Here is a 22,386-nt window from a genome sequence, read left to right as displayed (position 1 = left end):
TACTAGTGATCCTGACGTTCGGCCCGGCGAGCCGGTGGGCCCCTACCGGCCTCTCGGCTCGGCGGACGCCCGCGTCCAGTTTCGTTCGGACGGGGGGACCAGCGCGACCGGTCGGGCCGAGCCGCGGTTCGGCGACGTCAGACCCAGCTTTCGCATAATATGGTATCGGACACGTCGACCTCGGACACAACCGCATCGACCTCGTCGTCAGATTCGGCCGGATCGGATTCGACGGCGTCGAACGAGACGGACTCGTCGAACGAGACGGACTCGTCGAACGAGACGGATTCGCCAGCGTCGTCGGACGGAACGGTGTCGAACGTCCTCCTCGTCACGATCGACTCGCTCCGAGCGGACGCCATCGCCCCGTACGACGAGGATCGGCACTCGCCGGTGCTCTCGGATCTGGCCGCCGACGGGACGGTATTCGACCGGTCGTTCGCGACCGGCAACTGGACTCCCTTCTCGTTCCCCTCGATCCTCGCCTCCGAGCCCGTCTTCTCACGGAACGGCGACATCGGCGTGAAGGGCGCTCGGACGCTCGCCTCGGTGCTCTCCGAGGCCGGCATCGCGACCGGTGGGTTCAACGCCGCCAACGGCTTTCTCACCTCCCACTGGGGGTATCCCGACGGGTTCGACGAGTTCGAGCCGTTCGTCACCAGCGTGGGGTCGAGCCGCTACAGCCGCTACCTCGCGGCCCATCCGACGGTCGAGGCGTGGATCCAGCTCGCTACGTCGCCGTTCCGCCGTCTGGGGTCCAAGATCCGGGGCACGGGCGACGATCGGCCCTTCCTCGACGCCTCGCGGATGTTCGACGTCGAGGACGCCGCCACCGACTTCGTCGACGACACGGACGACCCGTTCTTCCTGTGGGTCCACTACATGGACACCCACACCCCGTACGTCCCGGCGCCGCGGTACATCCGCGAGGTCTCCGACGGGCTGGTCGGCACCCACCGGATGCTCCACGCCCACACCCGCACGAGCCTCGGCTGGGAGGTCGGCGAGCGGACCCTCAACGAGCTCCGGACGCTGTATCAGGCGACGGTGCGACAGGTAGACGCCAGCGTCGGGCGACTGCTCGACACGCTCGAGGCGGCCGGGATCGCCGACGAGACCGCGATCGTCGTCGCCGGCGACCACGGCGAGGAGTTCCAAGAGCACGGCCACCTCGCGCACTACCCGAAGCTGTACGACGAGCTGATCCGAGTGCCGCTCATCGTGAACGTCCCCGGCGAGGACGGTGGCCGCCGCGTCTCCGAACACGTCGGGCTCGACGCGATCCCGCCGACCGTCGCCGACCTGCTCGGCGTCGACTCGCCGCCGGAGTGGCACGGCGAGTCGCTCGTGTCGACGGTCAGCGACGGCGAGTCGCCGGACCAGGACCCGGTCGTCTCCGTCACCGTTCGAGGCGAGGAGGTGACCGACCAGCCGATCCCGCGGTCGCTCTCCGACGGCGACCTCCTCGTGAGCGTCCGCGACGACGAGTGGACGTACATCGAGAACGCGGACGCGGGGGAGACGGAGCTGTACCACCGGCCGTCGGACCCGACCCAGCAGGAGGACCTGTCCGCGGACCCGTCGGACGAGGCGCTCGCGGTCGTCGAGCGGTTCGCGCCGATCGCCGCGGCCCACGTCGCGGAGCTCCGCGACCGACAGGCGGAGGCGGAGTCGGCCGGTGACGGGGCGGACGAGGAGGTCGACGAAGACCTCGAAGCCCGCCTCGAAGCGCTCGGCTACCGGTGATGATACGGGCCGTTCTCAGAGACCTCAAGAGCGGGCCGATCGCTGTCCAGTTGCGTCGGTTCGTCGTCGTCGGCGCGATAACCGCCGGCATACAGATGGCCCTGCTGTGGCTGTTCGTCGATCGGGCCGGGGTGAACTACCTGATCGGCGCGACGGTCGCGATCGAGATCACGATCATCCTATCGTACGTGTTCAACAACGCGTGGACGTTTCAGGCGAGTCAGAACACGGGCACCGCGGAGTACCTCGGCGGACTGCTCAGGACGAACCTCGTCCGCGGGACCGCGATCCCGATCCAGATCGGCGTCCTGTACGCGCTGGTGGAGTGGGCGAGCGTTATGTACCTCGTCGCCAACGCGGTGGCCATCTTCCTCAGCGGGGTCTACCGATTCGTTCTCGACCACCAGTGGACGTGGGGTTGAGTCGGTAGCGGTCCCGGCCGGCGCCTCGACGGACGGGATTTAAAAGGGGAGCCGCGGCTCGATGCGGGCGACGAGGTCCCTGACGGTCTCCTGTTTGTAGTAGCCGACGACCGACGCGAGGACGACGAGGAGGATGATCACGAGGCCGGAGAGGAACCGCCCGCTCGCCAGCTCGCCGCCGGCGTAGACGGTGAACACGTACGCGGGGAGCCGGCCGACGCTGATCACGGCGATGAACGTCGGGAGCTTCCACTTCGTGAGCCCACTTAAAAAGCAGATGGCGTCGTCGGGAAGTCCCGGGATGATCACGAACGCGAACAGCCCCGGAATGCCGACCGTGTCGACGAACCCGTCGAACCGCGCGATCACGTCCTCGTGGATCACGTCCTCGACGAACGAGCGGCCGTACCGTTTCGCGAGCGAGAACGCGATCGCGCTCCCGATGAGGACGCCCGTGAGGCTGTAGACGGTGCCCCAGAACGGGCCGAAGAGGTAGCCCGCGACGAGCGCGACGACCTGTCCGGGGATCGGGGCGACGACGACTTGGAGGGCCTGAATGGCGATGAACACGAGGGGGGCGAGGACGCCGAACTGCCGGAGCCACGTCCGCAGCGCCTCGACGTCCATGATGAACGCCGCGTACTCCCGGACGAAGAGGTAGAGCCCGGCGAACGCGACCGCGACGGCGACGATCGCGAGGATGCCTCGCCGTCGGTCTGCCGCCGAGGCGAAGAGTCTCATTCGTGTTACACCCGGCAAGCGGTGGACTTGAACCTTGCCAAAATCGCAGTCGGAGCGATCGGTCTCGTCGTCCTCTTCGGTCGTTGCCGTCGGGCTGTTTCGAGGACGGTGACACCGCGGACGCGCCTCCCGCGGTCCCTGACGCGGCCGTTAATAGCCGCATACTAATACTCTACTCGGCGGTATCATATCTAAGTGAATTACAAATCCGTAGAGGATATGAACGCCGACACCCGTCGTCTCACGAAGCGCCTCCCGCGCGACATCGATCTGGTGGCCGGCATTCCGCGAAGCGGACTCCTGGCCGCGAATCTCCTGTGTCTCCACCTCGACGTCCCGATGGTCGACATCGACGGGCTCTGCGAGGGGCGACTGTTCGACACCGGCTCCAGGTTCGACCACCGGGACTCGCTCGACGAGTTCGATTCCGTGCTCGTCGTCGACGACTCCGTGTTGACGGGCGGACAGATGACCGAGACTCGCGCCCGGCTCGCGAACCACGACTTCCCGTTCGACGTCACGTATGCCGCCGTGTACGTCTCCCCGGAAGGGCACCAACACGTCGACTACTGGGAAGAAGTCGTCCCCGCGCCGCGCATCTTCGAGTGGAACATCCTCCATCACACGAAGCTGTCGGACTTCTGTGTGGACATCGACGGCGTGCTCTGTCGCGACCCGACGCCGGAGGAGAACGATGACGGGGACAACTACCGCGAGTTCCTCGCGGCAGTCGAGCCGAACTTCGTTCCGAAGCGACGAATCGGCTGTCTGGTGACGTCGAGATTGGAGCGATACCGCCCCGAGACGGAGCGCTGGTTAGCCGACCACGGTATCGAGTACGACAGGCTCGTCATGATGGACGTGCCGGACATGGAGACCCGCCGGAAACAGGGCAAGTACGGCGAGTACAAGGCCGACGTGTACGACTCGACCGATGCGGACCTGTTCATCGAAAGCGATCCGAAACAGGCGGCAGAGATCCGTCGTCGAACGAACCGGCCGGTGTACTGCTACGAGACGAACGAGATGCTGAACCCGGGGTTCCTCGGGCGGTCGCGCCGGCGCGTTACCGAGGGCGCGTCTGCTTTCAAGTCGGAGCCCCTGTTGGCCCCGGCACGAGCCGCGTTCACCTTCTCTCTCCGGAGTTACCACCGACTGTGGCGATCGCGGCGAACGAAGAACCGCTGAGGGCCGGACGGGCGGTCGCGAGACACCCCCGAACCGAGCACCCTCGTCCTGCAACACGCCGATTCGCGTGTGTACGGGCCCGACGAGCCGCGAGCAAGGGCTGAGTGCGGTCGCACACCTCAACGTCGAGCGCCCTACCCGCCGAGCTACCCGTCCTCGTCGGACGGCGGTCGCCTCGAGAGGCGATCGAACCGGTCCTGTGCCGCCTCCGCTCGGGTCGTCGTCTCTTCGGGCTCGTACGACGCGGCCTCGATGCGCCCGCCGCTGAGCGTCACCGCGAGAACGGCGTCGGCGTGCCGCGCGTCCGACGGGAGCCGGGCGGCCTCCAGGACCGCGTTCCCGACCTCCTCGCCGTCGCGCTCGAAGAACACGGTCGCGAGCCCGTCTTCGACGCCGTCGACGACCGCGGTGTACTCGCCGTCCGGGAGTCCGATATCGCTCATTCGTAGCTCACCTCGAGGACGCGTTCACCGTCATCCGCCGTGAGTATCACCGTGTCGCCGTCGTTGTTCCAGACCGGCGAGCCCGACCCCCAGTACAGCTCGGTGGCGGTGTCGGTGCCGCTTCCGGTTCGGAGCGTCACCGTCGCGCCCGCCTCGAGCGTGAACCCCTCCGGGAACTCGTAGCTCCGGCCCGCCTCGTCTTCGACCGTCCATCCCGAGAGGTCGACCGCGTCGTCGCCGGCGTTCTCGAAGACGACGTACTCGTCGATGAGGTTCTCGCGGTCGTCGCCCTCGGCGTCCGCGTTGATCGTCGCGACCTCCAGCGCCGCGCCGGGGTCGGTCGCCGTCGTTTCGTTCTCGTCGGCGGCATCGTCCGCCTCGCCGTCCGTCCCGTCGTCGGCGTCGGTGTCGCCCTCGGCCGGACCGTCGCCGAGCCGCGTACGCTCGACGACGTCGCCGCTCGTGCCCGGCTCGATCGGCTCGCCGTCGCGGATCGCGCGCGGGTCGGTGGGCGCGTCGCGTTGGGTCTGCACGGAGACGCCGCTGCCGTCGCTCACGAGGACGACGTCGCCGTGCGTCGCGGTCCAATACGCCGGGATCGACCGATCCGACAGCCGCTGGAGGACCTCCTCGTGCGGGTGCCCGTACTGCGAGTCGTACCCGCTCGAGACGACGATCGCCCGCGGCTGCACCGCGTCGAGGAACGGCTCGCTCGACGAGCTCGACGAACCGTGGTGGCCGGCCTTCAGCACGGTCGACCGGAGCTCCGCGCCGTACGCGTCGATCAGGTACGCCTCCTGATCGTCCTCGGCGTCGCCGGAGAGGAGGAAGCTCGTCCCGCCGTGCGTGAGCTTCAGGACGATGCTGTTCTCGTTGCGGGCCTCGTCTTCGAGGTACGGCTCCGGCGGTCCGAGCACGTCGACGTCGACGTCTCCGAACGAGAGGGCGTCTCCCTCGCGGGTCTCGTACAGCGTCACGTCGTGCTCCTCGACGGCGTCGAGGTACTCGCCGTACGTCTGCGTGCTCGCCGCGATCCCCGGATCGTAGATCGCACCGATCCCGTCCGCCTCGGTCTCGTAGTACTCGATGACCGCCGCGTTGCCGCCGATGTGGTCCGCGTCGTTGTGCGAGGTGACGAGGTGGTCGATGCGAGTGATGTCGTGTCGTCGGAGGTACTCCAACACGTACTCGCCGTCGTCGTTGTAGTGCCCCGTGTCGATGAGCATCGTCTCCCCCTCGGGACCGACGACGAGCGTGCTGACCGACTGGCCGACGTTGATATAGTGGACTTCGACGGTTCCGTTCGCCGCTTCGACCGTCGAATTGCCGTTCGCGTCCGAGTCCGCCAACCCCTGATCGCCGGGGACGGCGCCCGCACAGCCAGCGAGCAGAATGATCCCCACGGTCAGGAGGATCTGTAGCTTTCCCCCAGGTCGTTTCATATTGTGTTAAAATCTTACACTGATAAAGAGATGTGGGCCCGTTACCGTTTCACAGCGGCCTATCTCGCACCCGGTTCGGTTCTGAGGTGCCTTCGAAACGGTCGCTGAATGTTGCTACCCGTCCGTAGGGGTCGAAAACGAATGCGGGAGAAGTGGGCCGGCACGAATATTGAATCACGGTCGCAAATCAGAGATTTGCTCCCTGATTCAAATTCGCCCGTCGGCAGCTTCACCCCACTACGGACTCCTCGCTAGCGCTCGTCGTTGCGAAGTGGGGTGAAAATGGGCCGGCACGACGGCGACTTAGGGCTTTGAGCAGCCCGCTCGGTAGTGTCTATTTCTCGATTCATCTTACTGGGTGTTGAAATCAAGTTCATCGTCTAAGTCGAGTTTCTGGAGGTGATCGCGACGGCTGTTCATCTGGTCGTGGTAGCGCGACCACCGCTGGGACTCGGTCGCCCAGTCGTAGTGATCGCGGATAGTCTGGACCGAAGCGTTGACGCGCTGCGCGACGACCTCGGGCGGAATCCCCGCGTTCAGCATCCACGTCACCGCGCCCGTTCGAATCCGGTGCGGAGATCGGGACGACGGGCACTTGCTCGCGTGCTTGAACTCGGTGTACTCGCAGCTGGTCCGCTGCTTTCCGTGCGGGCAGTCCGAGTGAAGACACGGGAGGGTCGCGACGTACGACCAGGTGCGTATCGTGTTCTCGGTCGGGCGCCCGTATCGGCTCGCGAGGTAGGGCTGCCGATCGTGTTCGTCGCGAACGTCGTAGCGGTTCCCGAGGAACTCGCGCAGAACGCTCGCGGTTTCATCAGGGACCGCGACCGCACGTTCCCCGTGCTGTTTGTTCTTGAGCGGGGTACTCGTCTCCGGGCGGTGATGGAACTCGACGTACCCCTCGCTGGGGTACACGTCGTGAACGTCGAGCGCGCGGAGGCCCCCCTGCCGCGCGCCGGTGTGCCACGCGAGTTCGAGGAAGGTGTGCTGTCGGGTCGCTCGGTGGAGTTCGGAGTCCCGGTAGTAGTTGAGCAGCGAGAGCGCCGCCTCGGTCGATAGACTCTCCGAGTTCGCGCGTTCAGACGCGTCAATGTCGGGGACCCGCACCGAATCGGAGAGGTCGTCGACGGCGCCGATCTGTTCCAGGTACTCGGTGAACTTCTGGAGCGTCCACATCTCCCCTTCGAGGGTCGCCGGTGCGACCGCGCCGCTGCGCAGCTCGTAATACTCGTCGAGGTCGTAGCCGCGGAGGTCTCCGATCCGGTCGACGCCGATTCCTTGGCACCACTCGACGAACAGCTTCAGCCGGTACTTCCACGATTTGACGCTGGCGTCGGTCGAGTCGGAGCGCCGTCGACGGAGGTAGCGAGTAACTGCCTCCCGGGGATGGAGATCGCCGGGGTCGCGCGAGCGGTCCCGGCTCACAGGTAGCCCTCCGGAGCGTCGAGGATCGGGTGATCCGGGTGCGCCTCGGCGAAGTGGTCGAGGTAGCCGGCCACCTGTCGCGCGTACCGGGTGAACCCATCCGGCGGATCGGGTTCAATGGAGGCTCCACATACCTCACATCTGGAGAGATCGCGGGCGTCGGTCGCCGCGATCAGTCGAGGATTATCTCTCATCACGACCTGCTATTCTGATCCTACCAAAATATAGTTTGTCCCTGTAGCGAACGTTTCTTATCTCGGATTATATAATATCGCGCCCTCGATAGCGGGTATGCGAAAATCCGGGAAGTGGATGGTTCTCCTCGACGAGCGGATTCTAGAGCTGTTCGTCGAGTCTGACGAGGATTACATGTCCGTCTCCGAGATCGCGGAGCATCCCCGGATTCCGTACAGTTCACAGTACGTAGGCCAGCGAAGCAGAAAACTCGCGAATCACGGACTACTGTACGCGGTCGGGAACGGGATGTACACGCTGACCGACGAGGGAGAGGCGTATCTCAAGGGGGAGTACAATGCGGCAGAGAACGGGAACGCGGAAGTATCGACAAGTGAAGGCGCTGGTGAGACGCAGGACGAGGCATAAATGACACAGATGCGTCGGATGGGTAGGTGGATGTACACCGTCGATGAGCGAATCCTAGAGCATCTGTCTGAAGAAGCGTGGGCTTCTCCTTCAACGATGGAAGCTGAGTCTGAATTTCAACAACTCGGAGCCGATTCAGAGTATATTGAGCAACGTTGTGGGCAGTTGGTTGAGAGAGAACTGGTCGCTCCAATTATTAACGGGGGAAGAATGTACGAAATAACAAGATGGGGACTGGCATACCTGCGTGGGGACCTAGACGCGAGCCACTTACAGAAGTGGGGTAGGTACTAATATGGAATCAAAAGAAGATGAATTTAAATTAGATAGTGAGACAGCGTCAAACATCGTTGCTTCTCAATTGACTGCGTATCATGAACTACAAAATAGGGCGAAAAGTATCGTCAGAATAACTCTAGCTGCAATCTCTGTCGTAATTGCTGCCATTGGTTCTGGTGTTCTAGAACTCTCCAGAGTAGGTATTCCAGAACCACAGCAATTTGAGGGCCCATTTACTGTGAGTACCGACCTAATTTCTAATACTATTGCCGTTTCCTTACTAATTTCCTTTTTACTAATTGTACTTGGCACCTACACCATTGCGTATGCCTATGCTGATCTCCTGAGATTGCTCAAACCGCGAACATTGAAGCCAATATTCTCATCAGGATCGGAACCATATGAAGTAACCACGTCAACCTCTCAGAACCATCTTACGGAGATACTTAATAACAACAATAGAATATTAAACAAGATGCAGAGCGACATCTCAACAGCGTACAATTCCTTCTTAATCACTTTTGTAATTGGAATGTTTATATTCTTAGTGGCTGTTTCGTTAACTACTGGCGACATCACATCAATAGTACTAGTTCTCATCTTTTTATTCTGGACCACGGTCGCGATCCTCAGTATCTCGATTGGCGGGATTTTGGTGAGGGTAGGCGGAGACCTGCTCGCATACATCTCTAATATTGACAAGTATGCGAAGCTAGGACACCTTTCAGTCGCAGTCTCTTACATTCTCAGAAATATTAAAACGTTTATCAAGAGAAATTACAAAAAAGCAAATGATTTGACAGTGAATAATGGTGTTATTGGAATAGGTGGCTTCATATTACTAATCTTGTCACCTGCTGTAGGGATATTATCCTGGACTTGGACTGTCGAATTTGTGAGAAATATTATATTGCCGCTTACATAGCTTCTCGCGCGACCCCCCGCAAGGAGGGGTCGCGCAGGCTCCCGCCCACTGAAATGGGTGGGTGGGTTGGTGGGTCGATCACTGTGTTTCGACGGGATTATCACTTGTGTTCAATAAGCAGATAGCTTTATTTTCCATGTATCTGAGCGGGATGTATGAAGTTGAATGAGTACCTGATTGACAAGGAGAGTGCGTCGGTGGAAGTCGGCGCGTCTCGGAGCGCAGAACAGGTCAGGAGCGGCGGAAGCGGCACGTTGGCCTGTACACCGTATCGGCTCGTGTATGTCGACGGGAACGACGTGACGGACATCTCTCTGAAAGGAGTAAATTCGATTCAGTACAGAGGGATGGAGTATCCGAAAAGCTACCTCGTTTCTGGAGTGGGAGCGACGATCTTCGGATTATTTGTGGCGCTGGTCATGCGGGGAGCATCAGGTGTTGAGCCGATACCAGAGGGTGCCGTTTGGGGCGTAGCAGCACTTTCTATCGCTGCTGGAATACTCACACTAGTCTGGGGCCTATTCATTAGAAGAGCTAGTTTGAAGGTTCACACACCAAACAAGACGTACAGATTCTTCTCGACAGATAGCAGTCTGAAGGAGATCGGCCACGCGGTGCGCGGCCACGAGATGAAAAATTGAGAGGAGTTGCTGACTGGACCAGGTGACCAGCCTAACCAGAGTTTCGAACGCAGCCTACCAGCAGCAACATCACTCGGTCGGACCACGATCGCGGAGTTCCTCCAGCAGCTCGGGCCAGTCGAGGTCGAGCGCGAATAAGTCGGGTTCGAGGTCCCACCTCCACGGCGCCGCGTCGTCCGGATCCGGTTCCGCGGTCGCGGGTTCGAGGTTTTCGACGGTCCCGCCGAACAGCTGGTTCGTCGGCTTGTCAGCGTCAGCCGGCCAGTCAGCGAAGAAATCAACTTCCTTCTTTGAGTGTTTGAAGTACGCGGTCGTGAACAGCCGCTTCAGCTCCGGGTGGCAGTCCTTGCCCGTGTGGAACACCGTTCCGAAGACGTCGACGTTGATCTTCGCCATCCGCTTCGCCAGCGGAGAGAACTGCGCCGCGACCTCGTAGGAGTTGGTCCGCGCGTCGAAGTGAGTCGAGCCCTCGTCGATGAACACGAACTTCGGCCGGTCGCGATGCTCGATGCACGTCACGGCGAGGTCGTGCGCGCTGGTGACCACGAGGTCGGTCCGGGGCCACGTCCGCGAGTTAGAGATCACGAGGAGATCGTCGACGGTCGCCGAGCGGAGTTCAGCCAGCAGCGCCATTAGGTTCGTCTTCCCCGTATTCGGATTCCCGGCACCGCCGATGAACGCCGTCGCGTCGTTATTGGTCATCACGTCGTCGAGCCGCAGCGGGAGTCGGAGCGCGGAGCCGTCTAGGTCCTGCTCGGTCACGCCGACCAGATGCGAGAGCATCAGCGAGTTGCCCGAGCGGATCGCTTCGGACGCCTTCCGCGACTGCTGGGTCCGGTCGACGAGGTCGAGCAGCTGCGAGCCCTGGACAAGCTCCGGGTCGAGGTCGTTGAGGAACACCGACGCCGACACGTCGTCCGGGTCGATCGCACCCGCTCGGGGGTCGAGGTCCCGATGCGTCTCGATGCGGCCGGAGAGCTGTTCCGCGAGCTTGGCCGCGGTCAGCATCCCCTCGTCGGAGTTACCCATTCGGACTCACCTCGGCGGTTTCCGCGTGGCCGTTCCGGTCGGCGTCCGGGTCCTCCGGCGTCGAGAAGTCGAATCCCGACTTGTGATCCATCTCGTCGATCGCGTCGTCGTCGACGAGGTCGGAGAGGTCGGAGTCCGAGGCGTCGTCGAGGCCGAAGTCTTTCAGCTCCTGGTCAACGGCGCGCTCGATCCCTTCGCCGGAGTCCGGCAGGGAACCGTCTTCGAACAGCTCAACAATACGCTCGACCGTGTTCCGGGTTGCGCGCCGGACCACCACGAACGCGGAGCTTTCGAGGATGAATCCTCGCTGCGCGTCGTCTTGGAGCTGGCCGCGACACTCGTGCACGGCACGGAGCGCGCGGGTCAGCTCCCGATCGTCGAGTGTGCCGCGCCAGGTGCCGACGACGGTCATGTCTTCGAGGTCGACCTGTTTCCCGACGTAGAGGTTCGGCGACAGCTGCGTGAGGTCATACGTCGAGTTGACGAACTCGTCGTCGTCGAGGATTTCGAGCTCTCGGAAATCTTCGAGCGGGAGCCGGTAGATCCCGCCGTCGAGAACGCGAGCGTCGAGGTCGATCAGGTAGACCCACGCGGGATTGTAGAGCCACGAGACGACCTTGTTGCCGACGAGGAACCCGAGCGGGGAGAGGCCGACCGCGGCGACGCCGAACACGTACCAGAAGCGCGGTACTTCGAGGTCGAAACCGACGATCGCGGACAGGCCGACGAGCGCGATCACGCCGACGACCAGCTCGGGCGCGTGGCCGTGGAGCCAGTCGAGTACCTTCACGTGGCGGGGCGGCTCGGGTCGGGGTTCTGGTGCGTCTCTCATGCTAACCTCTCAGGTTCCTCGCTGCGTCCGTAGACGACCTTTGCCACGAGGAAGATGGTCACAACGGCGACACCGGCACCGCCGCCGAGTCCGGCGGCCTGGGCGTCGCTGGCGGTGAACGGACCGGCGACTATCGTCGAGGTCGTTTCGAGCGGGACGCCGTAGAGCGTGGTCCCGTCATCGATCGTCACTCCGGCGCGTCCGTTCGACGGTTGAACGGGCATCCGAATCTCGGTCTTCCCGTCGACGATGAACGAATCCCGGCGCAGCTCACGCGACTCGGTCAGCGCGACGGCCTCGGTCACCGTCACCCGGTCGCGGGTGTCGGAGTCGAGCAGTAGGACGGCCTCGCCGTCGACGTACTCTGCGGAGCAGAGGCGGAGCGTTGAGGTGATCTCCTCGGAACAGGTGTTGACCTGTTCACCAGCGGTCGAGTTCTCAGCGGTCGCGTTCGGTGCGTCCTGTGCGGCGACGGCGCCGGACAGAGAGGCCACTACCACGACCGCGATGAGGAAAAATCGGGGAAGCATGGTCGTCAGTTGTTCAGGACGCCGAGCGCGACGAGCGCGGCGACGCCGACAGCGACCATTTCGCCGGGGATACCGAACATGTCGAACTGACCGAGGTCGATACCACCACCGGACTGCGAGTTCTCGTACTTCTCGATCAGCTCTTGGTTCTGCTCTTCGAGGTCTTCCCACTCCTCCTGCGTGATGTAGTTCGAGTCGTCCTGTGGTTCGGAGTTATCGAACGTCGTCGAGGTCACTTCCTCGCCGGACTGCGTGTTCATCAGCTTGTCGACGGTGAACGAGCCGTCCAGTTGGAGCGTCTCGTACTGCGTCTCCGTCGCAGTCGAGACGAAGCGCGCAGAGTCGACTTCGGTAATGTTGGTTTCGAGGTCGCCCGAGGCGTCGTACGTCCACTCCGTGGCGCCGTCGACCGCAGACCAGTCACCGGCAGGGACCGAGACGGTTCCACCGGCAGTCGTCGTCACCTCGATTGCGGTCCCTTCGTACGGCTCGGCGGTGATGGTGATGGTGCCGCCATCAACACTCGTGTTGATCGCGGACCAGTCGCCCTCGACGAGACTCATGTCGGTCGTGAAGTACACGTCGCCGGTGAACGTCGACGGGTCGTACGTCGTGCCCGACTCGATCGGGCCGTCCGACGAGTCGGTCAGCGCGAACGTCCCCGGCAGCGTTGCGCCGGTGTCCTCGATGGTGATCGTCGCCTCGCGTTCGGCGTCGACAGGAACGTTCAGCGCGATGAGGTCGGCAATCGCTTGGCTCATGCCTTCCTCCTCGGCCATCATCGAGGCACGTTCGCGCGGCGTCACGAGGTCGTCGATCTCGATGTCGCCGCTCTGAACGTCGCCGTAGACGCTCGTCACCCACGTCGAGATGCCGTCGCGGACGTTTTGGAACGTGGTTTTCAGCTCATCCCAGACAGGCTGCCACTTGTCAAGCGGCACGGAGCGGATATGATCCCTGTCATCGATTTCCCACCGGTATTCAGCGGGCTTCCATTCAGAGGAACCACGATCACCGATCGCCTCACGTCCGAGCGGGGACCATCGGGCGTCGTAGGTGCTTCCATCAGTGGTGCCGGTCCACACCATTTCAGCCTGCTTTAGGGTGAAAGAACTTCCATCAGGGAGGGAATATGACTTGTCAGCAGCGACCAACTCAGGCCAAATCACCCCATCGTTGAAGTCATCCTCTCGGACGATATTCCTAAGGTCGAGGTCAGAGTGAGCTTTGACGGTATCCACCAGAGAAACCGTCTCCAAGACCGACTCATTCCACGATTTGAGCAAGTTCTTTTCGACGGTTGTCTGATACGTGTCGATAGCAGCGGTTGCGGCATCAAGCACAGCAGATTCAGAGGAACCGGCGTTCAGTTCCTCGATAGCAGCAACCTTGGCATCCGTATAGGCGGTGTGGTTCACGCCGTCGAGGATGTTCTGGTTGTCGATGATGGTGCTTGCGTTGGTGGACTTGCGGGTCGTGGCCGTTTGGTAGACCTGCTGTTTCAGCACGTCAGGAGTCAGCCCCTCGGCAGGGGCATCAGAACCGACGACCTCGAACTCGCGGAGCGCCCAGCCGACGCCGACAGAGCCAGCGATGAGGCCAGCGCCGATGAGCGGCGCGATCGCCTCAGCGTCCTGTGCGAAGCCGTCGTCGACGGAGAGGCCGACCGTAGCAGCGCCAGCAGCGCCGAGGCCCTTCACGAAGGTCCGGCGGCCCAGACGAGCATCGCGGTCGGTATCAGAACCGTCAGCGCCCACAGTAGGCCCATCAGGAGGGCGGTTCGAAGCGGTACGGCTAGTCGGGTCGTCATGGTTAGAACTCATAAGTTGAGGTCGGGGGTGGTTACCGGACAGCGACGCCCCAGGCGACGACCGTCGCGAAGAACGCGAGGATCGGACCGAGGTTGCTGCTCGTGTTGATGATGTCAGCGATCTGTGGAACGTACTGGTAGCCGATGATGACGAGCGGCCCAGCTGCGATCGCGACCTTCTCCCAGTCTTCGTAGCTCTCGAACTGCTTCGTCTCGCTGCTCGCGAAGGCGATCGCGTACGCACCGAGCGCGATGAACGTCGCGTGTTCAGAGGTCAGCGTGTAGTCGAGCCACGTCAGCATGACCTCGGAAATCCCGCCGAACTGGTAGAGCCCGGCGAGTACGAACACGACCGACAGCAGCGCGGGAAGCGTCCGCAGGTGGGTGTAGTCCGAGAGCGTGTCAGACATCGTCCGCGAGTACGACGACGCCATCAGGAACCACCCGGGAACGCGCAGTTCGTCGGATGGTAGTCGTGCGTCGAGCCGTCGTCGCGTTCCAAGGTCACCTCGTCGGTGGCCATCGCGACCCAGATCTGCTCGCCCACCTCGATGCGGTCCTGCGCAGCTGCGCGCTTGACCTCGTCCTTCGCGAAGTACCGCACGACTCCGCGGCTTTCGTCCTTGATCTTCAGGCGGTACCAGGGGCCGTACTCTCCCTCTCCTTCGGTCAGGTCGAGTACAAGACCCTCCAGCACATCACCCGGGCCGAGTTCCACGGTGGGAACATCGGACTCCGGCGATTCTCCTTCGAACCGTTCGTAACCGTCAGGCGGCGTCGGGTTTTCAGTCGACATCTCCAGCTGATTATTCAAAAAAGAACAATAAATAGTGCCAGAGATAGCAGAGTGAAAGTAGTCAAATAATATTCAAACAGGAACTGACTCGACGATCCTGACTTAATGACGTATGAATCAAATATATCGAGCAATAATAAGGAAAAATGACCAAAGAAGGCCAATAGCAAATGTATATCTATTAAGGCCGAACGCAACAGGAATTGTCAGGAAGTATAATACAATGCCAAAAACGGGGACCACGTCTGTTCTATTCATAACTGAACCCAAAACGTCATTCTATTTCTATTTAATTATATTGGATGTGTATTTTCCATTAGTTATTTTATGATTCCTAGTGAGGTACCCAGTATGGCTGGAATAAATACATACGAAGCAATTGTGTACGGAGTCAAACATATGGCGTATTTGTCTATCGTATATATTCTCGGTGGGGTAATATTTTTATTCGGATTGGTTGGTATCGTTGAAGGAGAGCCAGCTGGGATTGTTCCTTCTTTATTGGGATTACTACTGATCGCCGCAGGCCTACACGGGGCAATATACAAAATGGCAGGCGATGCAACCGCGAAAGTAATCCAAGAATCTAATCAGCAAGAATCCAGAATAGCTCGAAAAATTCCTGCGGATTCAGGCGAGAAGGCTGAGAGCGTTGACGGGGCTGAATCTGATAGTCGGTCGCGATAGAAGTATCCAAATTAAATAATCCTGAGAGCCACGGTGACACCAATTACTACAGCTATTATCAGTGACACCAGCAGCCAGATTGTTAGAATAATTGACCGCTTTGTTTCTCCCATTTTGTAGAGCTCTATTATCGATCGTGCTGAGGTAGGAGTATAAACTAAGGAATAGACAATCGCTCTGATAGTGTGATCCCTAACCCCGAGATCATCCTCTTCATTTTCTAAAGAGGAACCAAACGTAGCTCCACAATGAACACAAGACTCTGCTGAGTCACTTACTTTGTTTCCACACTCTGAACATATTACTTCTTGTCCAGACTGGTCTACGGTCATAAGTAAACAATTTATACATCACTTATAATGGTTACTAAACCATCAATAATATTCATCTAACAGACCCTGTTGAAGTGTTTACCATGTGATGCGTGTTGGTCGGTTCTGATCAATATAACGGAACTAGGACTCGGGGTCACTTACTATTCGGATGAACCATACAAGATCGTCGTTCATCTCGATCCATTGTTGGATTAGACACGTGGTAGTCCTCGACAATTAGAAGTCGGTCGACAACTGTTGGATCTGTGATCCCATCCCTAACGAACCCGTTCGCGATAGTTATTGGGTCGTGGCTTGCTACCTCGGTCCGGGCGTCACGAAAAACTTCACCCTGAACAAGATCGTTACTAAGCCGAGTTTTCTGGATAATATTCTTTATCGGGAGTTCTAGTGACACCATGTCGACACCGCCACCGCCGGGCTGGTGTTCGTTACCGTCGGCGTCGACGATCGCTTTCAGTTCGTAGCCGAACGCGGTTTCCGTCGAGCGACGGTCGAACGCCTCGGAGTCAGGTTCCGTTTCACCATCCAGTATCTCACCGACGAACTCCTTGTGAGCCGGGTCGATGTTCAGATGCGCGAGCATCGAGGGTAGAGAGACGTTTCGGCCGTGTACATCGAGGTAGTCTTGAACACGCTCGCGAATCAGGCTCTTTCGCGGGGATTCTCCGTAGGCCCATGCGCTGTCGGCACTCGGCCACCGTTCGGCAAGTGACCGATCCGGGTCCGGTTCCGGTGCCGGAGCAGCTGCGTCAGCGGCCCAACGGAGATCGTCGTCGAGGGCAGGTTCGGTCTCGGGCAGGCCGTCGAGCTGGTCCTGGTCAACCGTCCACGGGGAACCGCAGGAGGAGCAGACGACATCGGCGCCGCGGCCGTCGTCCCAACGGATGCGCTCGCCGTGCGCGTCGACCTGTCCGGACTCTTCATTCTCGGCACGCTGTTCGCACCGATCAGCGCGGATGGCCTGATTGACGGTCTGCGAGCGGGTAGTCCGCTGGCGGGCGGCCGACCAGTAGACCGCGCCCCACGCGATGTACTCAATCGGCTTGTCCAGCAGGTCCTCGGTGTAGCCACCCATGTAGGCGGCGAGGTAGGAACCGAGGTTACCGACGTCTGCGTTCATCGAGATACAGCCGTCATCCTCCTGGAGGTAGTCGTCGATCGCATCGTAGTCGTGAGCCGACCAACCGGCTGGGTCACAGACCTCTAGGTGCTTGTCGATCACCCGCTCGAACTCGGAGGCGACCGGACGGAGGTCACCGAATCCGGCTCCGTCGAAGTAGACGCCGACGTGAATATGAGTGTAGCAGGCATTGAGACCGGCGTCTTTCTCGGGGTCCGCGGCGGTACCCATTCCGTGCGGTTCGGCTTGAAGCCAGTAGCCCCACTGCTCCGAGTCGAGGTCGAGGTGATACTCCATCACGTTGCGGAGGGTGTCGCGGACGCCGCCGTAGCTGAACGCGTCGTGAATCGCGTCCATCTGTTCGACAGGCGGGAGTCGGTCGCCGTCAGGGACCGACGAGGCGGTCAGCGTGAGCATCACGGTCACCGGGTCGTCCCACGCGGGTTCCGCTTCGCCACCGGACGGGCGTTTGCCGCCAGACATCTGTCGCTGGAGTGCGCGAGCGCGAGCGTACTGCTTCTTGCTGTACTCTTTCCCCCACGCGTCGGCAAGCGGTACGTCGAACTCGTCGCCCGACTCCCGGTCCTCGAACCGGGCCATCATACCCTCATACTCGTAATGTGCGCGGAGGAAGGCGTGAACAGCGTCGAGCCATGTTCCGGCGGAGCGAGATCGAAGCGATTCGACGGCGAAGGTGTCCTCGAACGGCTGATCGGGGTCGACGAACTCCTGTTCCCACTCAGCTTCCGTGACGATACGCCGAAGCTTCCGCCCGTGCGTCTCAGAGAGCGGTTGATCGGCCAGCTGTGGGTACTCAGTCGCGAACTCGCTCACGCGTTCGACGACGGGATCGGCGTCTTCCTCTAATCCGGTGAGAGAAGCCGTTACAGAGTTAGTCTCCTTGGAAGGCCAAGACGCAGCCGGCTCGTCGGGCGCGCTCATCGCTCACCTCCGAGCGTGCGCGACCGCTCCACGACGGCACCGCCGCTCGTTTGGCGACCTTCGGTCGCCTGTGCGCGGTTGGCGCCGTTCGGTCCGCGTCCGGCGGACCTCACGGACCACAAGGTCGCCAACCGCTTGGAGAGACTGACGGGGCTCGCCTCGAGGGAGCGAGCGAGATTGTGCCGGAGCCGTGGAGAGGTGAACCGGCGCGCGGCTGGCCAGCTCACCGTTCGGGAGTAGCGAGGTCGTCAGGGCGCCGGGGGCAGTCGAGCGCGTGCCCGTATTCGAGCTGGCTCGACGAATTCCGAGTACACCGGCAGCCGCAGGATGGACACCAGAACTCTCCGGGTCCGTCCGTAGTCAGGGCTGGCCCTGTAGAGCCGTCGGATAGGCTCACAGAGACCACCCCGTAGAGACGCTAAGACCTGTCAGTAGAGGCTGGAAAAAGTATAAGAGGGTAGTGGGCCGGCACGAATTTGAATCGTGGTTACGGCCACCCGAAGGCCGAAGGATACCAAGCTACCCCACCGGCCCGCATTTTCAGGAAGGCCGCTCGTTCTTTTAACCTTTCCGAAAATCGGGGGCGGTCGGTGGTGGTCCGTGACGGACCGCCCGAGTCGGCGGCCTCACGCCTCGAAGTACCGGTCGCGGTGCGCCCGACAGCCCGGGTTGAACGCGGCGTCACACCGCGGGCAGGCGTCGTCGGGCTTCGCCCGACTGTCACCGGGCGAAGCCCGGTTGCCAGAGGGACTCTGTCCCTCGCTACCGGAGGCGCGTTGCGCCTCTCCGTCGCCGTCGAGGTACTCGCGGGCGGTCAGGGTCGCCCCGCAGACGCCGCAGAGCACCGCCGGCTCGTCGAACCGGTCGCGGGGCCACGGCGCGGCCTCGTGGTCGGTCGCGGCGTCGTGACAGGCGGCGCACGGGTAGTACGCCTCACAGCAGTCGAACCGGAGCGCGACCACGTCGACGGCGCTGTCCCAGTGGGCACAGCGCGTCTCGGGGTCGACGGCGACGCCCCGGAGCGGGACCGCGAACCGGTCGTCGGTCGCGGGCGCGGTCGTCGTGCGCCGGTCGTCAGTAGGACGCGTAGCCATCGGTGTCGAGCCAGTTGTGGACGACGGAGACGGTGTGGTCGGCGTGGAGGCGCTTCGGCCCGACCCGCACGCGGCGTTCCGCGCGGTCCGCGAGCAGGTCGCGCTCGGCCGGGGCGAAGTCGTTGTGATCGGAGAGCACGAACACAGGGTCGCTGGGGGGCGCGGCCTCCACGAGGGGAGCGCCGTCCTCGTGCAGTTGGACGAGCGTCGGGCCGGCGTCGGCGGGCGCGCCGGCGGCGCCGGAACCCTCAAGCAGCCGATCGAGGGTCGCCTCGAGCCCCATCCGGCGAAGTTCGACGCCGGGCGACACGTCGGCGGGCATGTGTCCGATCGCCTCGTCCCGCGCGTCGAGCGCGTCCCGGATCCGCGCGGCGACGTTGCGCTCGTCGGGATGGAGGTGTCGGAGGCTGTCCGCGTCGAAACTGATCGTGAACTCGTCGGCGGCGACAGCGAGGCGCTCCGCGCCTCTGGCAGTCGGGCGAAGCCCGACGACGAGGTGGACCCGGACCGCCTCGCGGATCCCGTGCGAGAGGAAGACGCCGGCGGAGACACACCGACAGAGGAGGTCGAGCCGACCCGCGCCGGGGATGTCCGACAGCGAGACGGCGTCCGGATCGGTGGGGGCGTCGTGCCCGATGACGACGAACTGGCGCATACGCGGGGGTCGCCCCCGACACTCATAAGCGACCCGACCGGAGAGGGGGTATGAGCGTCACCGGGCTCTGTCAGATCTGCGAGGCAGCGCCGGCGCGACACGGCTGTCCGCGGTGCGGTCGCGCAGTCTGCGATGACCACTGGAGCGAGGCCGTCGGGGCCTGCACGGCGTGCGCGCAGGGGCGCCAGCAGTGAGCCCGATCCGCGTCCGACCCTGACGGCGGCGACGCCCTACCGGTACCGATTCAGCCGTTTTTTCAGGCGCTTCGCGGCGTCGCCGGCGGCGCCGAAGTAGGTCGCCTCGTCGCCCGGGCGGCTCGACTCCTCGCCGGCGAAGATGATTCCGCGCGAGGAGTTGACGAGGCCGGCGCCGACGTCGGCGTCCGGGTGATCCGCAAGCCCGTGCTCGACCGCGGCCTCCGCGTCGCCGCCCTGCGCGCCGACGCCGGGGACGAGGAAGGGGATCTCGGGGACGATCTCGCGGACTGCGGCCAGCTCCTCGGGCGCGGTCGCGCCCACGACGAGGCCGACGTTGCCGTTGCCGTTCCACACGTCGGCGAGCGCCGCGACGCGCTCGTAGAGCGGTTCGCCGGAGGCGAGCTCGAGGTCCTGGAGGTCGCTCCCGCCCGGGTTCGAGGTGCGACAGAGGACGAACACCCCCTTCCCCTCGCGGTCGAGGAACGGCTGGAGGGAGTCGCGGCCGAGGTACGGGTTCACCGTGATCGCGTCGGCGCGGTCGAGCGCCGCGGCGTACTGCCGCGTCGTGTTACCGATGTCGGCGCGCTTGGCGTCGAGGAGGACCGGCACGTCCTTGCCGTGGGCGTAGGCGATCGTCTCCGCCAGCGCGCGCCAGCCGTCGGCGTCCTCGTAGAAGGCCGCGTTCGGCTTGTAGCAGGCGGCGTGCTCGTGGGTCGCGTCGATGATCCGGCGGTTGAACGCCCACCGCGGCAGGTCGGCGTCGGCGACGAACTCGGGGAGCCGACTCGGGTCCGGGTCGAGGCCGACCGAGACGACGCTGTCCGTCGACTCGATCCGGGCCCCGAGCGTCTCGAAGAAGCTCATGCCCACCACTGCGTCCGGGGGCGCGCTAAACGTTGCGTTCCGCCTCGCACCGCGGCCGTCGTCCCGGCTCACTCCGGGCGGTGACCCGCGCGTCCGTGCCCGGCGCACATCGTGACCGTCCCGAACAGGAACCGCTCTTCCGTCGCGGTCGCGGCGTTGTCGGCGATCGCCCGCCCCGCGGCGGCCGTCCGCGCGTCGAGTTGGCCGAGCGGATCGCCTCCAGCCGCGTCGAACAGCCGACCGTTCAGCCGGGCGAACGCGGAGAGGGCGGCGTTCGCGGGGCGGCTCCCCCGCGGCGCGAACGAGGCGACGACGACGCTGTCGGCCAGGTCACACCAGTCGCTCACGACCGCGTACGGGTCCGCGAACAGCGAGGTGACGAACGTCGCGAGGACCGCGTCGGCCGAACGGACCGGCGGGTCGGTCGCGTCGCCCCGCACGAGTTCGACGTTCTCCCACCCCCGCCGCTCGGCCAGCGCCCGCGCCCGGTCGAGCATCGCGCCGGTGACGTCGACGCCGACGACGCGGCCGGTCGGCCCCACGGCCTCGCGCAGCGCGGGGGCGTTGACGCCGGGCCCGCAACCGAACTCGACGACCGTGTCGCCCGGCTCGAGGTCCAACGCTCGCACGCAGCCCGCCCGCACGCCCCCGACCGAGGCGGTCGCCCGCGCGAACCAGTCGTAGGCTCGCGCCCACGCGGCGTACCCCCGCTGGATCCGGCGCACCGCGGGTTCGTCGGCGGTCGCCGACGGGCCCTCGTCGTCCGAGCGCGGTCGCGACGGCTCCGACCGCGGTCGCCGACGGTCCCGGGTCACGAGCGAGCGCGGATCTCGTCGGGTGCGGTCTTCGGCCACCACAGCTCGGGGCCGTCGCGCGCGACGGTGGAGTAACACTGCTCGCTCTCGTCGCAGTCCCGCGGCCGCTGATAGTCGATCCCCCGCTCCGCGAGGTACGTCACGTACCCGTCGTCCACGCGGTCGAGCTTCTCGTGACACACCCACTTCTCGCCGTATATCCGGGCGCCCGCGCCGCGGTACGGGCAGGTGAACGTCGTCCGCTCGGCGCCGCCCTCGGTGGCGGTGTCGTCGATGTCGACGCCGACCGACCGGTACGCCAGTCGGAGCCGGCGAACCACTCGCGCGGGCGACGACGCCCCGAGGAACAGGCCGTGCGCGAGGGCGTAGCCGAAGCCGTGGAGCAGGCGCTCGAGGCGGGTCAGGTCGTCGGGGTCGTCGTCCACCATCGACCGCAGCGTCGCGTACCAGCCGGCGACCTCGGTCACCGCCGCCCCCGTTTCGTCGGCCTCGAAGAGCGCCCGTCGCTTCTCCGGGAGGGGAGCCGCGCCGTCGGAGAGCCGGAACGAGGGCACCGCCTCGACGTGTTCGAGCACGTCCTCGCGGAGGATGTCGCCGTCGCGGTACGCCTCGGTGACGGTCTCGAGCTCCGGGTACCAGTCGCGCCTCAGCCTCCCGTAGGTCCCGTCGAGGAGGTCGTCGACGCGGTCGGCGGCCTCGACATCGGCCGCCTCGGGGAACGCGTCGACGACCCGCCGCAGTTCGGCGGGGTCCGGTCCTGCCATGGTCTCACGTGGCGGGCGACGGTCTTGAATCCGCAGGTCGGGAGGAGTCAGGGAACCT

Annotated in this window: 27 protein-coding genes and 1 tRNA gene; 8 read left to right on the top strand and 20 right to left on the bottom strand. The window is 63.3% G+C overall.

All coding sequences use genetic code 11. The features are described from left to right. Positions 1-137: 137 nt before the first annotated feature. The gene (locus tag C468_RS18995; protein ID WP_241431001.1) at positions 138-335 is read right to left on the bottom strand and encodes a hypothetical protein; all 198 of its coding nucleotides are present in this window, start codon (positions 333-335) and stop codon (positions 138-140) included. Between C468_RS18995 and C468_RS08620 the strand changes: the two genes are divergently transcribed. Together C468_RS08620 and C468_RS08615 are read left to right on the top strand one after the other, a co-directional pair. Beyond that, positions 313-1,746, top strand: coding sequence for a sulfatase (locus tag C468_RS08620; protein WP_241431000.1), 1,434 nt, complete (start codon positions 313-315; stop codon positions 1,744-1,746). The genes C468_RS18995 and C468_RS08620 overlap by 23 nt on opposite strands. After that, positions 1,746-2,168, top strand: coding sequence for a GtrA family protein (locus C468_RS08615; RefSeq protein ID WP_008848504.1), 423 nt, complete (start codon positions 1,746-1,748; stop codon positions 2,166-2,168). Before C468_RS08620 ends, C468_RS08615 begins: the two co-directional genes overlap by 1 nt. A gap of 39 nt (positions 2,169-2,207) precedes the next feature. Here the strand turns inward: C468_RS08615 and C468_RS08610 are convergent, their stop codons facing one another. Then, on the bottom strand, positions 2,208-2,909 hold the full coding sequence (locus tag C468_RS08610) for a TVP38/TMEM64 family protein (RefSeq protein WP_008848503.1): 702 nt from the start codon (positions 2,907-2,909) through the stop codon (positions 2,208-2,210). A gap of 219 nt (positions 2,910-3,128) precedes the next feature. Here C468_RS08610 and C468_RS08605 point away from each other — a divergent pair, with 219 nt between their 5' ends. Beyond that, positions 3,129-4,097 carry a phosphoribosyltransferase family protein gene (locus C468_RS08605; RefSeq protein WP_008848502.1) on the top strand — a complete coding sequence of 323 codons (969 nt, stop codon included), beginning with the start codon at positions 3,129-3,131 and terminating at the stop codon, positions 4,095-4,097. Between the two features lie 146 nt (positions 4,098-4,243). Here C468_RS08605 and C468_RS08600 read toward each other — a convergent pair whose 3' ends face one another. From C468_RS08600 to C468_RS08585, 4 genes are all read right to left on the bottom strand, one after another. Next, entirely contained in the window at positions 4,244-4,540 is a 297-nt protein-coding gene (locus C468_RS08600) for a DUF3006 family protein (protein WP_008848501.1), read from the bottom strand. Then, the gene (locus tag C468_RS08595; RefSeq protein WP_193788252.1) at positions 4,537-5,982 is read right to left on the bottom strand and encodes a lamin tail domain-containing protein; all 1,446 of its coding nucleotides are present in this window, start codon (positions 5,980-5,982) and stop codon (positions 4,537-4,539) included. Before C468_RS08595 ends, C468_RS08600 begins: the two co-directional genes overlap by 4 nt. A 351-nt stretch (positions 5,983-6,333) precedes the next feature. Further along, positions 6,334-7,407 (bottom strand): tyrosine-type recombinase/integrase, encoded by a 1,074-nt coding sequence (locus tag C468_RS08590; RefSeq protein WP_008848499.1) that lies wholly within the window; start codon positions 7,405-7,407, stop codon positions 6,334-6,336. Beyond that, a complete protein-coding gene (locus C468_RS08585) occupies positions 7,404-7,601 on the bottom strand; it encodes a hypothetical protein (protein WP_049912146.1) in 198 nt (65 codons plus the stop codon). The genes C468_RS08590 and C468_RS08585 overlap by 4 nt, the downstream gene beginning before the upstream one ends. Positions 7,602-7,698: 97 nt before the next feature. Here C468_RS08585 and C468_RS08580 point away from each other — a divergent pair, with 97 nt between their 5' ends. From C468_RS08580 to C468_RS08575, 3 genes are all read left to right on the top strand, one after another. Further along, complete coding sequence (locus C468_RS08580; RefSeq protein ID WP_049912145.1) at positions 7,699-8,010, top strand: hypothetical protein; 312 nt, start codon at positions 7,699-7,701, stop codon at positions 8,008-8,010. Between the two features lie 295 nt (positions 8,011-8,305). Beyond that, positions 8,306-9,214, top strand: coding sequence for a hypothetical protein (locus C468_RS18060; RefSeq protein ID WP_152422902.1), 909 nt, complete (start codon positions 8,306-8,308; stop codon positions 9,212-9,214). Between the two features lie 155 nt (positions 9,215-9,369). Next, positions 9,370-9,855, top strand: coding sequence for a hypothetical protein (locus tag C468_RS08575; protein WP_049912144.1), 486 nt, complete (start codon positions 9,370-9,372; stop codon positions 9,853-9,855). Between the two features lie 69 nt (positions 9,856-9,924). Here C468_RS08575 and C468_RS08570 read toward each other — a convergent pair whose 3' ends face one another. From C468_RS08570 to C468_RS08545, 6 genes are all read right to left on the bottom strand, one after another. Next, the gene (locus C468_RS08570) at positions 9,925-10,884 is read right to left on the bottom strand and encodes a hypothetical protein (RefSeq protein ID WP_008848495.1); all 960 of its coding nucleotides are present in this window, start codon (positions 10,882-10,884) and stop codon (positions 9,925-9,927) included. Further along, positions 10,877-11,716 (bottom strand): hypothetical protein, encoded by an 840-nt coding sequence (locus tag C468_RS08565; RefSeq protein ID WP_241430999.1) that lies wholly within the window; start codon positions 11,714-11,716, stop codon positions 10,877-10,879. Before C468_RS08565 ends, C468_RS08570 begins: the two co-directional genes overlap by 8 nt. Then, positions 11,713-12,210, bottom strand: a complete 498-nt coding sequence (locus C468_RS08560) for a hypothetical protein (protein ID WP_241430998.1) — start codon at positions 12,208-12,210, stop codon at positions 11,713-11,715. Before C468_RS08560 ends, C468_RS08565 begins: the two co-directional genes overlap by 4 nt. A gap of 41 nt (positions 12,211-12,251) precedes the next feature. Next, on the bottom strand, positions 12,252-14,003 hold the full coding sequence (locus C468_RS08555; RefSeq protein WP_241430997.1) for a hypothetical protein: 1,752 nt from the start codon (positions 14,001-14,003) through the stop codon (positions 12,252-12,254). 85 nt (positions 14,004-14,088) lie between these two features. Then, complete coding sequence (locus tag C468_RS08550; RefSeq protein ID WP_008848491.1) at positions 14,089-14,490, bottom strand: hypothetical protein; 402 nt, start codon at positions 14,488-14,490, stop codon at positions 14,089-14,091. Further along, the gene (locus C468_RS08545) at positions 14,490-14,852 is read right to left on the bottom strand and encodes a hypothetical protein (protein WP_049912143.1); all 363 of its coding nucleotides are present in this window, start codon (positions 14,850-14,852) and stop codon (positions 14,490-14,492) included. Before C468_RS08545 ends, C468_RS08550 begins: the two co-directional genes overlap by 1 nt. Positions 14,853-15,203: 351 nt before the next feature. Between C468_RS08545 and C468_RS18055 the strand changes: the two genes are divergently transcribed. Then, a complete protein-coding gene (locus C468_RS18055) occupies positions 15,204-15,539 on the top strand; it encodes a hypothetical protein (protein ID WP_152422901.1) in 336 nt (111 codons plus the stop codon). 11 nt (positions 15,540-15,550) lie between these two features. Here the strand turns inward: C468_RS18055 and C468_RS18050 are convergent, their stop codons facing one another. From C468_RS18050 to trmY, 5 genes are all read right to left on the bottom strand, one after another. Further along, on the bottom strand, positions 15,551-15,871 hold the full coding sequence (locus tag C468_RS18050) for a zinc ribbon domain-containing protein (protein WP_152422900.1): 321 nt from the start codon (positions 15,869-15,871) through the stop codon (positions 15,551-15,553). 136 nt (positions 15,872-16,007) lie between these two features. After that, on the bottom strand, positions 16,008-17,831 hold the full coding sequence (locus tag C468_RS08540; protein WP_049912142.1) for a hypothetical protein: 1,824 nt from the start codon (positions 17,829-17,831) through the stop codon (positions 16,008-16,010). 569 nt (positions 17,832-18,400) lie between these two features. Continuing rightward, a tRNA-Pro gene (locus C468_RS08535) sits at positions 18,401-18,473 on the bottom strand. 92 nt (positions 18,474-18,565) lie between these two features. Then, positions 18,566-19,033 (bottom strand): CHY zinc finger protein, encoded by a 468-nt coding sequence (locus C468_RS08530; RefSeq protein ID WP_008848487.1) that lies wholly within the window; start codon positions 19,031-19,033, stop codon positions 18,566-18,568. Beyond that, the gene (gene trmY / locus C468_RS08525; protein WP_008848486.1) at positions 19,014-19,688 is read right to left on the bottom strand and encodes a tRNA (pseudouridine(54)-N(1))-methyltransferase TrmY; all 675 of its coding nucleotides are present in this window, start codon (positions 19,686-19,688) and stop codon (positions 19,014-19,016) included. The genes C468_RS08530 and trmY overlap by 20 nt, the downstream gene beginning before the upstream one ends. Positions 19,689-19,738: 50 nt before the next feature. Here trmY and C468_RS18580 point away from each other — a divergent pair, with 50 nt between their 5' ends. Beyond that, entirely contained in the window at positions 19,739-19,882 is a 144-nt protein-coding gene (locus tag C468_RS18580; RefSeq protein WP_152422899.1) for a hypothetical protein, read from the top strand. Between the two features lie 36 nt (positions 19,883-19,918). On the opposite strand, the gene pyrF is transcribed toward C468_RS18580, so the two are convergent. The 3 genes from pyrF to C468_RS08510 all read right to left on the bottom strand — a co-directional run bounded on the left by pyrF (position 19,919) and on the right by C468_RS08510 (position 22,328). Then, positions 19,919-20,749, bottom strand: coding sequence for an orotidine-5'-phosphate decarboxylase (pyrF, locus tag C468_RS08520; protein WP_008848485.1), 831 nt, complete (start codon positions 20,747-20,749; stop codon positions 19,919-19,921). 68 nt (positions 20,750-20,817) lie between these two features. Continuing rightward, entirely contained in the window at positions 20,818-21,603 is a 786-nt protein-coding gene (locus C468_RS08515; RefSeq protein WP_394295472.1) for a class I SAM-dependent methyltransferase, read from the bottom strand. Further along, positions 21,561-22,328: a hypothetical protein gene (locus tag C468_RS08510; RefSeq protein ID WP_008848483.1), complete on the bottom strand. Its 768-nt coding sequence runs from the start codon at positions 22,326-22,328 to the stop codon at positions 21,561-21,563. The genes C468_RS08515 and C468_RS08510 overlap by 43 nt, the downstream gene beginning before the upstream one ends. Positions 22,329-22,386: the final 58 nt, after the last annotated feature.

Source organism: Halorubrum kocurii JCM 14978, from assembly GCF_000337355.1.
GTDB classification, from domain to species: domain Archaea; phylum Halobacteriota; class Halobacteria; order Halobacteriales; family Haloferacaceae; genus Halorubrum; species Halorubrum kocurii.
This window is presented reverse-complemented; position numbering and strand designations above follow the sequence as displayed.

Excerpts from the sequence above, each read along its gene's own strand:
- C468_RS08600 (WP_008848501.1), bottom strand. The coding sequence starts at position 4,540 with ATGAGCGATATCGGACTCCCGGACGGCGAGTACACCGCGGTCGTCGAC.
- C468_RS18580 (WP_152422899.1), top strand. The coding sequence starts at position 19,739 with ATGAGCGTCACCGGGCTCTGTCAGATCTGCGAGGCAGCGCCGGCGCGA.
- C468_RS18050 (WP_152422900.1), bottom strand. The coding sequence starts at position 15,871 with ATGACCGTAGACCAGTCTGGACAAGAAGTAATATGTTCAGAGTGTGGA.
- pyrF (WP_008848485.1), bottom strand. The coding sequence starts at position 20,749 with ATGAGCTTCTTCGAGACGCTCGGGGCCCGGATCGAGTCGACGGACAGC.
- C468_RS08580 (WP_049912145.1), top strand. The coding sequence starts at position 7,699 with ATGCGAAAATCCGGGAAGTGGATGGTTCTCCTCGACGAGCGGATTCTA.
- C468_RS08530 (WP_008848487.1), bottom strand. The coding sequence starts at position 19,033 with ATGGCTACGCGTCCTACTGACGACCGGCGCACGACGACCGCGCCCGCG.
- C468_RS08565 (WP_241430999.1), bottom strand. The coding sequence starts at position 11,716 with ATGAGAGACGCACCAGAACCCCGACCCGAGCCGCCCCGCCACGTGAAG.
- C468_RS08575 (WP_049912144.1), top strand. The coding sequence starts at position 9,370 with ATGAAGTTGAATGAGTACCTGATTGACAAGGAGAGTGCGTCGGTGGAA.
- C468_RS18055 (WP_152422901.1), top strand. The coding sequence starts at position 15,204 with ATGGCTGGAATAAATACATACGAAGCAATTGTGTACGGAGTCAAACAT.
- C468_RS08595 (WP_193788252.1), bottom strand. The coding sequence starts at position 5,982 with ATGAAACGACCTGGGGGAAAGCTACAGATCCTCCTGACCGTGGGGATC.
- C468_RS08610 (WP_008848503.1), bottom strand. The coding sequence starts at position 2,909 with ATGAGACTCTTCGCCTCGGCGGCAGACCGACGGCGAGGCATCCTCGCG.
- C468_RS08615 (WP_008848504.1), top strand. The coding sequence starts at position 1,746 with ATGATACGGGCCGTTCTCAGAGACCTCAAGAGCGGGCCGATCGCTGTC.
- C468_RS08550 (WP_008848491.1), bottom strand. The coding sequence starts at position 14,490 with ATGGCGTCGTCGTACTCGCGGACGATGTCTGACACGCTCTCGGACTAC.
- C468_RS08605 (WP_008848502.1), top strand. The coding sequence starts at position 3,129 with ATGAACGCCGACACCCGTCGTCTCACGAAGCGCCTCCCGCGCGACATC.
- trmY (WP_008848486.1), bottom strand. The coding sequence starts at position 19,688 with ATGCGCCAGTTCGTCGTCATCGGGCACGACGCCCCCACCGATCCGGAC.
- C468_RS18060 (WP_152422902.1), top strand. The coding sequence starts at position 8,306 with ATGGAATCAAAAGAAGATGAATTTAAATTAGATAGTGAGACAGCGTCA.
- C468_RS08585 (WP_049912146.1), bottom strand. The coding sequence starts at position 7,601 with ATGAGAGATAATCCTCGACTGATCGCGGCGACCGACGCCCGCGATCTC.
- C468_RS08570 (WP_008848495.1), bottom strand. The coding sequence starts at position 10,884 with ATGGGTAACTCCGACGAGGGGATGCTGACCGCGGCCAAGCTCGCGGAA.
- C468_RS08510 (WP_008848483.1), bottom strand. The coding sequence starts at position 22,328 with ATGGCAGGACCGGACCCCGCCGAACTGCGGCGGGTCGTCGACGCGTTC.
- C468_RS08545 (WP_049912143.1), bottom strand. The coding sequence starts at position 14,852 with ATGTCGACTGAAAACCCGACGCCGCCTGACGGTTACGAACGGTTCGAA.